A 10,895-nucleotide genomic window follows, 5' to 3' on the forward strand; every position below is an offset into this window, starting at 1 on the left:
CATCCGGGCCAAGGTGGAGTACCCGTTTCGCATCATCAAGCGACAGTTCGGCTTCGTGAAAGCCAGATACAAGGGGTTGCTGAAAAACGATAACCAACTGGCGATGTTATTCACGCTGGCCAACCTGTTTCGGGCGGACCAAATGATACGTCAGTGGGAGAGATCTCACTAAAAACTGGGAATAACGCCTTAAATGGCGAAGAAACGGTCTAAATAGGCTGATTCAAGGCATTTACGGGAGAAAAGATCGGCTCAAACTGAAAAAATGAAATGACTGAGTCAGCCGAGAAGAATTTCCCCGCTTATTCGCACCTTCCCTAGTATTCCTGGTTCGTTACAACGAGAGCTGGCACTAATTAGCCACGAAGCACGTAAAAAGGAAGGCCACACCGTGAGGGCATGGCCTTGTCTATTTAGATGAGGAACTCATCCAGCTGACGACCTTGCTCGAGTTGCTCAGCCAAGAACTTGGGGGTTCGGCCTTGACCGGTCCAGGTTTTCTCTACGCCATTTTCAACATAACGGTATTTCGGGGGCCGAGGTGCTCGTTTAGCTTTAGCCGCAGTCGCTGCTGCTGGGGCACTGCCTACCAACTCAGTCGGGTCAATACCAGCCTGAGCCAACATCGCTTGGAACTCAGCCAGCTTTTGCTGACGTTCTGCATTGGCTGCTTGCTCTTTTTCTGCCTGCTCTAAACGCTCCAGATAAATCGCTTCAATCTTCTCGTGGGCTTCTTTGACTTGCTCCAGAGACAATTCACGCATTGCTGCACGTAGACTGCGGATGTTCAACAGTACTTTCAGAAATTCACTCATAGATATCCTTTAATTAAATACGCTGGGATTGTTTTATAGCATACTAATGAGCACTGACGTGCTCAAGCATCTTATCGTAATTGACTGCAACCGAAGTTGCGTTGTCCATCAGCAACCTTCGTTCTTTGTTTACTCAGATAAGCCATACGAAATAAAAATGCACTGAAATTTTCATCTAAGTTTCGCGCTGAATTACGGTCAAACCTGTATTGTGGATTTACAGGGAAGTTAACCAGCGTTGCATTATCAGGGTATGGGAGGCCCAACGCGCTGCACCACGCCTTCTGGATCCGAGTTCCCATGTTGTTAGCATCATAATCCCGATAATCTCCCAGGAAGGCATACATGTCTTTGTTAAACAGCAGCATCAGGTGGTAATGGGGAGATGCTGAGGAGTCCTGCTCCCGACACCAGATAACGGTTGGTAATGACGGTAAACCACGCCGTTTCTGACGGTAATGGTCTGCACGTAATTGGCTTTTTAGTGACTCCATAAAGCGAGTGATCACTGATGAATCTGAACGCTGTAAACAAGTCAGCGTATCCGTATCATCTTCAGGCGACTCACTAGCAAAACGCAGATCCACACGTAGAGCATAAACACGAGGATACCTAGCCAAGGTACCTGACACAACATCTAAGCTACGCCTTAAATAATTACTATTCATAGGGCCGTAACTATCTGTGTATAATCTAGTAAGTGCTTTCATCTTCAATACTGAATTTTTTAAGTGATTCAACATAGGAGTCCCTACCTTGGTGAATAGACACGGAGGTATAGTTATTGAATTAAATAAATAGATGTGCTTTTTGCTTAAGTAAATACACCATGCTCTGGATGCTATCCATAGTGGTACATGCTTAGAGGCATGTAGTCTTCATGCTCCTCTCATCGTTAGATTGCATAGCGTATGCTGCTGAACGTTAGTAGTGTGCATGGCTATGGATGTATATAAGAGTGTATGTATTACTATATGTATTGCTATATATAATACATATACCGCATCATGGCTTATTTAAATAAACCCATACACTCCTCAATCAAATGAACATATATACTAAAATATAGACATAGGGTTCCTAATTCAGATGCAGTTATGATACCGCCCTATATAACAACACTCTTAAGTTACTTAAGCGGAGTACTGCAATCAGTTAATACTGAACCTTAATGTATGGGTATGGTGCAACCATTAGTGTCGGAGCTTATTTCTCATGTCAATCAACGGTCTCTCAAAAAGTTCAACTGATGGTATTCCTGAATGGCGTCTTCCTTGATATTCGACTAGCTCGCTAACATAAATTCTATCACGGGTGCGGACTAAAGAGCGCCTAACAAGCCTAGGGTATTTCTTCCAAGATAAAGAAATATAGATTGACTGTTTCTTTTTAAAGCAAATGATATCTCCTCGAGCAATAAGAACTTCTATTGCATCTTCTAGCTTATTCGAATTACGAACACAATGTGGGCCACTTCGTCTAATGTCACCTTTCAAAAACAGCTCATTATTCCAGTTATGAATAATCCACTCCAGTAGCTTATTAACATGTGTCTCGTCCACGAACTCCCTAGCCTCGGGCGATCTAAATATTATCAATGCTTGATGTAAGTATATTTCAGCTAGTTCAATAGCAGTCTGCATAGTTTCATGAGTCACAAGCGTGGCTCTGTAGTTTATGTTTTTAAACACATGAAGTGCCGCCGCAATTCTTGACGCCTGCTCCATAAACTTTGAACCAAAATCTTTATAGTGCTCCAAATATTCCCCACGCCTCATTGCGTATTCAATGTCATTAAACTTGTCATTCCAAATTTTCTTAGCACTTTCTGTTAAATTCAGGCAATGACGCTCCTTGCCTTGTGCTCTCATCTCGAGCCCTTCTTGCAGTAATGCATCAATCCTTGAGCTAAATCTACCTAATTTAATTTTATCATCTAGTGATGCGCTATCATCCCTATCTTCTTGACGATAGCCAATCTCTGACTCAGGCTCACACAGTAGAATTCGAGCGTCTAATCCAGAGCTTCTCATCGCATCACCATTACTATCTCTGAATGTTCTATATATATCAGGCTGGATTTGCATGCTCAAAGTCAAACGAGCACCTTCAATATGAACTTCAGGGGCATTGGCTCTGTCAACACGTATAGTTTGACCTGACCATAGTGAGTTAAACAATGCATTATCTTTCATCAAGTCACTCGACAGTAGTGTCCCAGCTTCATCGGACACCAGAGCTAATGACGTATTCTTCTCAGCTAACATCGACTTCAGTTTTGCGACTGTTATATCCTCAGCTAAAATCCTCTTAACTACCGGAGCTATAGGCATATTTGAATGATGAGTGTGCCATGCCTCTATTATAATGGGCTGCTCATCACCTTTTTTATGCATCTCATCTAATTCCTTCCTTAACACTTTTTTCTTTATATTCCACAATTCCAGTTCGATCTGATATTTCTGCTGTGCAGCATCTACCTGCTCAGCTAAGCATTTTTCAAATTCACGAACTGGTTTCATCAGTAGCTTATCGACCGTGCTTTTTCTCTCGCCAGAAGCAGCTAGAATTAGAGTGTAAAGTGATGCCGGTATTTTCATCTCACTTTTGGGGCTAATATCTACCAACTGCTGCGATGCGATAGCTATAACAGACAACATTTGAGTCAAGATCATAAATCTCGGGGCCTTTGTTCTATAGGCGACGACATCCAGTGGATCCCAAAGGCACTGATCTAACCGCTCAATGACAGTTTCAATGGCTCTGTGTTGATTCATTTTTGACCTCCATTGTTTGACTACTTTGTGACCTGGTTGCGATCCATTGATTGACCTCGCTCTGACGCCAGCCGATCGCTGACTTGCCAAGTTTTATCGCCTTGGGAAAGCTGGGATCATGCCGGGAAGACCTGGCGTTCAGCTTGTCGTAAATAGTTGATCTAGATAGACTAATTAGCTTGGAAAGCTCAGCCATCCTGATGATGGGGTCTATTGTCTCTAGTGTCATGTGAAATCCCTCTAACGTCTAATTGAATGAGCTCGCATTATGGCGGGCCTCTGGGGTAAGGTCAGGGGGGAAAAACTACGATCCCAACGGGTAAATCATGACAACACACTTCTTTATGATTTTTTTCGACGCTATAGCAAAGGCCCTTGGGTTTAGTAGCCCGGTCCGCCCAACCAAGAAGACCGGCGAAAGTTTGCGCCGTGAACGTCCATCAAATTCTGAAAAATATGATTTACAAAAAACACTGAAAAAAATAACAAAACGCCTACACGATGGTAGCAATTTGCCACCTACCATTCTATTAAACCATATGGATATATTAGAACGTTTATGCAATAAAATGATCCGGAAAAACATTATTGTTAAAGGGTCAATTGATGACATAGACGAAATTTATATTAAAAATGCACTAATTCCATTGATATGTGCTGATTTCTATATTTTTAAGGATAAAGCTACTGAAGAGTCTATCTACTATCATCTTGACAAAATTCTGAGACTGGAACACTTGGTAATAACAGATGGGATAAAAGGGAGTTTCAATAAGCTAACAGCAAAAAAATACTTGCGTAAATATATTAATAGCTCCTTTACTTCAAAACTTTGTGAACATAAACAAATTGACCGTGAAATGGCAGAGTTTTTTATTCAAAAATTATTGGATTTTTTAAATGAACTAAACAATGAGGACAATCAAACCTCTAAAACATTAAATGAAAAGATAAAAGATTGTAATTTACAACTCTCTGAGAATAACTTTGATAGTTCTATCTTTAACATGAATTCAATAGCTGCTGCTTACACTGCCGTTATAATTCTGCAAGATATAGATAATAAAACTGGCATGTTCGGTCATTTTTACAACACCTACAGCAAACTCACTCTCAGTACCTGCTCCATACTGAACCACTTAACATACACCTTAAAATCCGCTCTTGAATATGATTACAATACAATTTATGAAGTAGAGGGGATATCACTCGGATTGCCGCCACCGTTGCGAGTGGATGAGAAGAGGATAAAGTTACTGGAGAATGTCATTGATTGTATTACGTTACTTTTTGGAACGCCTACAATAAACCTCCATAATGAAGAAGTTGATTTAAACCAATTAAATTCGCAGTTGGATTTACTATCACAAATGGTATTTCCTCCACATGTATCTTATTTTTGCCACCTGAAAAATGATAATGGATACATTAAGGTTGAGTACAACCAAAGCGCAACTCCGGACAAAACAAACTATATTGTGTTTGATGTCAATCACTTCTCTACAATTGTAGAACTGGCAAATGACATTGACAATGAATATTATAGTTATTTTTATCAGCATGCACCTTTACTGCTGATACTCAATTACATCAAAGAAGATTCACCAGAAGAAGCTCTAGACATAATAGACAGCTTAAGTGAAGTGGAATTATTTAAGTATGGGTCAAATAAATACGCATTGGGTGTACTTGCAATAGGATTAAATCACAACCAAAGAAGAGCAACTGTAAAAAACATATCATTACTACCACAACTTAATGACACCTTAAATTATCAGGGGGATATGCTCATTCCTGTATTCACACCTAATCATTTAAACTCCTGGCTTTCTAAAAACACGTATTATAAATATTCTATGTTTTTTAGTGTGAATGAATACAGCAAGTACAATCTGTACATAGCACGAGCTATCTATAGTTATAATTTTACCATCGCGCGACATACTACCCCGCCTCACAATCAACGTACATGTGCTTTAGAGCAGAGTGTTCGGACCGTGAATATTCATAAGGTCAATTATGATTCCAAGTTAATTTGTCACGATTCACTTGAACGTCTTAATTTTATATGCGGTAAAATTTTGATTGGGCTAGATAAGATCAATTTCGATGATAGCGACCCTGTAAGCTTTGCAAATGATTTAGTTAGAAACAAAATAGTAACTAGAGCGGAATTAAATGATAACCTAATCCACTGTCTTAAAGGAACGACTCTCGCGATCTGCCTCCTAGACTATAGAAGTATCGTAGCGTATTTATCTGTTCCTGGTGACAATGTTAAAAACATTATCAGGTTGGGTGAAAAATCCAACATCGTTGGATTATTGTTTATGGCATATGAGGCCACTTTTGCCTAACAAAACTAGACTGCGAAGAATGCTTTGAATATGTGGTTACTTTATTGTTTTGGTCGGTGCAAGTTACCCTAGCGTAGGTTAGTACACGGGCGATATAATAGCGCACTACCTACTTCTACTCTGGTGAATGGTTACTTCTTAGCCCCTTGTCATCAAGATTCCTGCACCCCATCAAGCATGCCCCTCCAGATACTTTCAGATACGAATATCAAAAATATCTGGAATATCAAAAATATCAGCTGCAAATGAACCCCAAAACATTACTGGCGGCCGTCTGGCATTTTCATATAGCACCGTCTGATTTTATGGTGCTGTGCTGTCACCTTGCATTCCGATTACCTTCAATCAAATAAATTTCAGATATATATTCTCTCTATGAACCTACCTCTGGAGCTGCTTTGCCAGCCCCTTTTTCATTGGAGATTGATATATGGCTCATCTCATCGATACCATGGCCTACACTGGCCAAACACCCTGGCACGGCCTCGGAAATATCTTACCCCCACGACAATCCTTGGAGATCTGGCTTAAAGCTGCCGGAATGGACTGGACCATCGAGCAGAGCAATGTGATGTTTAACGTTGCTACCGATGCCTTGCATATTCGCCCCTATAAAGACAGCAAGGTGCTTTACCGATCCGACACGCTCGAACCCCTGTCGGTCGTCTCCCAACGCTATAACGTGGTACAGCCCCATGAGGTGCTGCACTTCTATCAGGATTTAGTGGAAATCGGCGGCTTTGAATTAGAAACCGCTGGCTCACTTAAGGGCGGCCGTAAATTGTGGGCGCTGGCCCGTACCGGCCAAGACTTGAAACTCAAAGGCAATGACTTGGTGAAGTCCTATCTGCTGCTGGCAACCAGCTGCGACGGCACGCTCTGCACCACGGCGCAATTTACCTCATTGCGAGTGGTCTGTAATAACACCCTGCAGATGGCGTTGCGTAATAGCACTGGGGCAGTCAAAGTCTCTCACTCGACGACATTTGACCCGGCTATTGTCAAAGAGGAATTAGGGTTGGGACTTGCTCATTGGGATGAATTCAAAACCCAGACCAAAGCATTGGCTGCCCGTCCTGTTGCCCCAGAAGAGGCGCTACGTTTCTTTAGCGACTTGCTGGCCCAACCGCTGGATGCAGATAATCAAATCATCCTTACTCGCCCTGTTCAACAGCTCCATGAGTTGTATCAAGGTGCAGGCATGGGCTCGGAGTTAGCCAGTTCCCAGAATACCGCTTGGGGCTTGGTCAATGCGGTCACCGAATATGTGGACCATCACCGTCGTGCTCGCAGTCAGGACTATCGCCTCGATTCCGCCTGGTTCGGTCAGGGGGCTCAACTAAAGTCTCAGGCCCTCAATCAGGCCCTTACTCTGCTGCAGTAATCCCGCTCTACCGATTCATTTTATTTACCCGTCATAGACCCCTACCCAGCCATCAGGCTGGGTAGGGACGTTTATGCCGCTGACAAGGAGTCACGATGAAAGCAAAAGCCAAATACGGTCAGGCCATCCGTTTAGCCTCGACCTCCGACCTTCCTCGCGAACAGTGGCTGGCGATCCGCAAGCTGGGGATCGGCTCGTCCGATGCCGCCGTGGCGGTGGGCCTCTCACCCTATAAGTGCCCGCTGTCGCTATGGCTGGAGAAAACCGGTCGCAAGGAGCCGGAAGATATCTCCCACAAAGAGGCTGTACTGTGGGGTATCGAGCTGGAGCCAGTGTTGGCACAGGTCTACGCCAAGCGCACTGGTTATCGGGTGCGTCGGGTCAATGCCGTGCTCCAGCATCCCGAGCATCATTTCATGCTCGCCAATCTCGACCGGGAGGTGGTGGGCCACCCCGACGGCCCCGGCATCCTCGAAATCAAGACCGCCAGCTATCACAGTGCCCCGCAATGGGAGGAAGGCGTACCGGTCGCCTACCAGTGTCAGGTACTGCATCAGCTAGCCGTCACCGGTCATGCCTGGGCGGAAGTTGCGGTGCTGATCGGTGGTCAGGATTTTCGGATTTATCGCATCGATCGTGATGAGGAGAAGATCCGGGATCTCACCGAACGGGAAGTGCAGTTCTGGCATCAGGTCACCAGTGGCCTACAGCCCGAGCCCGATGGCTCCGAGGATGCTGGCTCGGCGCTGGCCTGGCTATTTCCTCGTGATGATGGGGAGACCGTCGATCTCTCCGATTCGCCCGAGTTCAATCAGCTGTTCGGGGAGTTGCTGCATCTGCGCGAACACAAAGAGGAAGTGGAACTACGCGAATCACAAATCAAGCAGCAGCTACAGGCCACGCTGGGAGCGGCTACGGCAGGACTCTTTGCCGATGGCAAGATCACTTGGAAACGCAGCAAGGATCGGCTGGCCCCGGACTTGGAACGGCTCGGGCAGGATCATCCCGACCTACTCAGCCACTACGTCAAACCGGTGCCCGGCTCACGCCGTTTCACCATTCAAGCAGTTCACGCTGTCAGGAGACACACACCATGATCAAAGGACTGGCGATTACCCCGCCCGTGATCGGGCGGATCTGTATCGGCAGGCTGGTACAGAAAGATGGGAAATGGGTGCCGGAGAAGGATGACAGTTTCACCCTCACCACCCAGGTACAGCAGAAAGGGGGATGGTTGCTCCATCCCTTGCATCAGCAGTTCGCTCAAGGGCATGAGCAAGCCAAGATCCGCGCCATTCCGGTGCGGGTGCTGTTCAATGACAGCGATTTGAACCTGCGGGCAGAGTACAGCGCCTTTGACCGCCAGACTGGACGGCCGCTCTGTGTCGGCAATGGAGAGGTGGCAAAACGGGTGGGGGCGCAAGGGATGGAGGAAGTCAGTTGCCCCGGTCCGGAGCGCTGTCCCTACGGCCAGCAGCAGGGCTGCAAGTTGTACGGACGCCTCAACCTGTTTGTGGAGGGACAGGGGGATGAACTCGGCAGCTTTATCTTTCGTACCACTGGCTATAACTCGGTGCGAACCCTGGCGGCACGCCTCAAGTACTTCGAGGCGGTGAGTGGCGGCCTGACCCGCTACCTGCCGCTGACCTTGCGGCTGAGGGCTAAGAGCACCACCCAGTCCTACCGTACCCCGGTCTACTACGTGGATCTGACTCTGCGCGACGAGCTGACGCTGACCGAGGCAGTCGGTCAGGCACGGCAGGAAGCGATGCTGGATGAGGAGGCGGGACTGACGATTAGCGAGATGGAAACCGTGGCGCGGGCGCTTCTGCGCAATGGTCAGTTCGAGGAGGTGGATGAAGAGGTTCCGATGCTGCTGGAAGAATTTTACCCCCAAGCGGAGGAAGGGGAACATTCGACTGCCGAACCAGCACCGCAAACAGTGGCCCAGCCACGGGGAACGCGAGCACGGGCATCCCCGTTAACCAACAAGCTAGGCAAGGACGCCACACCGGCACCCGGTACGCCCTAACTCAGGATTTGGCCAGGCGCTCGACCAACCGCTCAAACGTCTCCAGCAGCAATGCCCGGTCATCGCTGTCCAGCCGGGCGAGTTTCTGCCCCAAGACGATACCCTGCTCGGTTGGGCGCGGGCTGGTTTCGCGCAATAAATCGGCCAGCTCGCAGCCAAACAACTGAGCCAGTTCAGCCAGCCGGGCAATGGTCGGCACCACGATGCCGCGCTCCATCCGAGAGACGGCTTCCATCCCGATATTAAGGTGCTCTGCCACCTGATCCTGGGTCAATCCCGCCTGCTGGCGCTGCCGCCCGATCGCCTTGCCCACGCTTTTAGCCAATAGCTCACCTGGGCCTGGGATTCCCGTACCCTGACGTTACACAAATAGAATCGTCACTTTTCCACACTGATAACAGGGCACCCACGAGGTGCCCTGCTTCGTTTTTATGTCTGACCACAAGGAGTTAACTTCATGTCTCGATTCACCCCAGGCGATCATCTGGTGACCGCTCACCTCGGTTATACCCACCATGGCCTCTATGTCGGGGGCGACCTTGTCATCCACTATCAGGGGCCTAATCTCGGCCTACCCGGTGAAATCGTGATGACCTCTTTGGATGAGTTTTCCGATGGTAAGCCGGTCTGGTACAAATTTTGCCCTGTCAGGCGGTATGACCGAACAGAGAGCCTCGAACGTGCCCGTACACGGCTGGGCGAGCATCGGTACGATGTGTTGTTCAGTAACTGTGAACACTTCGTGATGTGGTGCATCCACGGTATCCACCACTCGACACAGGTTAGCCAGGTAGCAACGGCGGTGGCGAAAGCAGCCCTCCGTACTCAGCAGACCACCATCATTCCCCCAGCTATGACCGTGTTGAGCCGCGAGCGCACAACGTCTGACTGCATAAAGCTTGCCACCTCAGCTATCACCCTGACCACTCTCGCGACATCGCCAAGCTGGGTCCCCCTGGCAACTGGCGCATTAGCCGTTCACGCAGTAAGCCGCCTCTGGTCCTGGCTCACCGACTGAGCCACTGCCTTACCCTCGCACAACAAGGAGCACTACCCATGACGATTCCCTTTCACCGGGACGGCTTTGCCCTGCCCGTTTGTCAGGCTCTGTTGGCTCTACTCAGCCAAGAAGCCGAACGTACCGATCTCGATCTGGGGCGCTGCACTCAGTTGACCTTCAACTTCCGTAACCCCGGTTACAGCGCCGAACAAGGTGGCGTTCACCCGGTCGAAATACGCCTGGTGCGCGGCCTTGACGACTGGCTGTTCGATTACGTTACCGACTTTAGCTATCAGGGGCTGGGCCAGGATGCGGAGCTTTGTAAAGAGCTTGATTTCAACTTCCTCGACGGCGAGCACAGCATGTTGGGCTGGGGACCACTGCGACTGGCCGAAGCGCGGGAGCTGTTCGATATCTGGCAGCGCAACTTCATCGCCTACTGCCGGCTGGAATGCTTCAGCATCACGGTCGCAGGAGATTAGGAGGTCACGATGACCCAAGAATTAGCTCTCTCCCACTACTCACGCCAG

The 10,895-nt window shown here is 47.6% G+C and carries 12 protein-coding genes; 7 read left to right on the plus strand and 5 right to left on the minus strand.

Going from position 1 to position 10,895, the window contains the following annotated elements:
- Positions 1 to 172: transposase (locus AACR93_RS22025; RefSeq protein ID WP_156153044.1), on the plus strand; the 172-nt coding region annotated here is incomplete at its 5' end.
- A 241-nt stretch (positions 173 to 413) separates the two neighbouring features.
- Here the strand turns inward: AACR93_RS22025 and AACR93_RS22030 are convergent.
- From AACR93_RS22030 to AACR93_RS22045, 4 genes are all read right to left on the minus strand, one after another.
- A complete protein-coding gene (locus AACR93_RS22030; RefSeq protein ID WP_043851977.1) occupies positions 414 to 815 on the minus strand; it encodes an H-NS family histone-like protein in 402 nt (133 codons plus the stop codon).
- 71 nt (positions 816 to 886) lie between these two features.
- Positions 887 to 1,558, minus strand: a complete 672-nt coding sequence (locus AACR93_RS22035) for an inovirus Gp2 family protein (RefSeq protein WP_197077982.1) — start codon at positions 1,556 to 1,558, stop codon at positions 887 to 889.
- 450 nt (positions 1,559 to 2,008) lie between these two features.
- A complete protein-coding gene (locus AACR93_RS22040; protein ID WP_043851978.1) occupies positions 2,009 to 3,592 on the minus strand; it encodes a YfjI family protein in 1,584 nt (527 codons plus the stop codon).
- Entirely contained in the window at positions 3,570 to 3,821 is a 252-nt protein-coding gene (locus AACR93_RS22045; protein WP_082044177.1) for a helix-turn-helix transcriptional regulator, read from the minus strand. The genes AACR93_RS22040 and AACR93_RS22045 overlap by 23 nt, the downstream gene beginning before the upstream one ends.
- A 97-nt stretch (positions 3,822 to 3,918) precedes the next feature.
- Here AACR93_RS22045 and AACR93_RS22050 point away from each other — a divergent pair, with 97 nt between their 5' ends.
- The 4 genes from AACR93_RS22050 to AACR93_RS22065 all read left to right on the plus strand — a co-directional run bounded on the left by AACR93_RS22050 (position 3,919) and on the right by AACR93_RS22065 (position 9,365).
- A complete protein-coding gene (locus AACR93_RS22050; protein WP_155292462.1) occupies positions 3,919 to 5,949 on the plus strand; it encodes a hypothetical protein in 2,031 nt (676 codons plus the stop codon).
- Between the two features lie 430 nt (positions 5,950 to 6,379).
- Positions 6,380 to 7,333: a DUF932 domain-containing protein gene (locus tag AACR93_RS22055; protein ID WP_043851980.1), complete on the plus strand. Its 954-nt coding sequence runs from the start codon at positions 6,380 to 6,382 to the stop codon at positions 7,331 to 7,333.
- Between the two features lie 95 nt (positions 7,334 to 7,428).
- Positions 7,429 to 8,430, plus strand: coding sequence for a YqaJ viral recombinase family nuclease (locus tag AACR93_RS22060; RefSeq protein WP_043851981.1), 1,002 nt, complete (start codon positions 7,429 to 7,431; stop codon positions 8,428 to 8,430).
- On the plus strand, positions 8,427 to 9,365 hold the full coding sequence (locus AACR93_RS22065) for a recombination directionality factor (protein ID WP_043851982.1): 939 nt from the start codon (positions 8,427 to 8,429) through the stop codon (positions 9,363 to 9,365). Before AACR93_RS22060 ends, AACR93_RS22065 begins: the two co-directional genes overlap by 4 nt.
- A 1-nt stretch (position 9,366) precedes the next feature.
- Here AACR93_RS22065 and AACR93_RS22070 read toward each other — a convergent pair whose 3' ends face one another.
- Complete coding sequence (locus AACR93_RS22070) at positions 9,367 to 9,690, minus strand: helix-turn-helix domain-containing protein (RefSeq protein WP_230581465.1); 324 nt, start codon at positions 9,688 to 9,690, stop codon at positions 9,367 to 9,369.
- Positions 9,691 to 9,822: 132 nt separating this feature from the next.
- Here AACR93_RS22070 and AACR93_RS22075 point away from each other — a divergent pair, with 132 nt between their 5' ends.
- Together AACR93_RS22075 and AACR93_RS22080 are read left to right on the plus strand one after the other, a co-directional pair.
- Positions 9,823 to 10,383 (plus strand): lecithin retinol acyltransferase family protein, encoded by a 561-nt coding sequence (locus AACR93_RS22075; protein ID WP_043851983.1) that lies wholly within the window; start codon positions 9,823 to 9,825, stop codon positions 10,381 to 10,383.
- A 38-nt stretch (positions 10,384 to 10,421) separates the two neighbouring features.
- Positions 10,422 to 10,847, plus strand: coding sequence for a DUF2787 domain-containing protein (locus tag AACR93_RS22080; protein ID WP_029303516.1), 426 nt, complete (start codon positions 10,422 to 10,424; stop codon positions 10,845 to 10,847).
- The last annotated feature ends 48 nt before the right edge of the window (positions 10,848 to 10,895 follow it).

It is taken from the genome of Aeromonas sp. L_1B5_3 (assembly GCF_963866575.1).
GTDB lineage: Bacteria > Pseudomonadota > Gammaproteobacteria > Enterobacterales > Aeromonadaceae > Aeromonas > Aeromonas jandaei.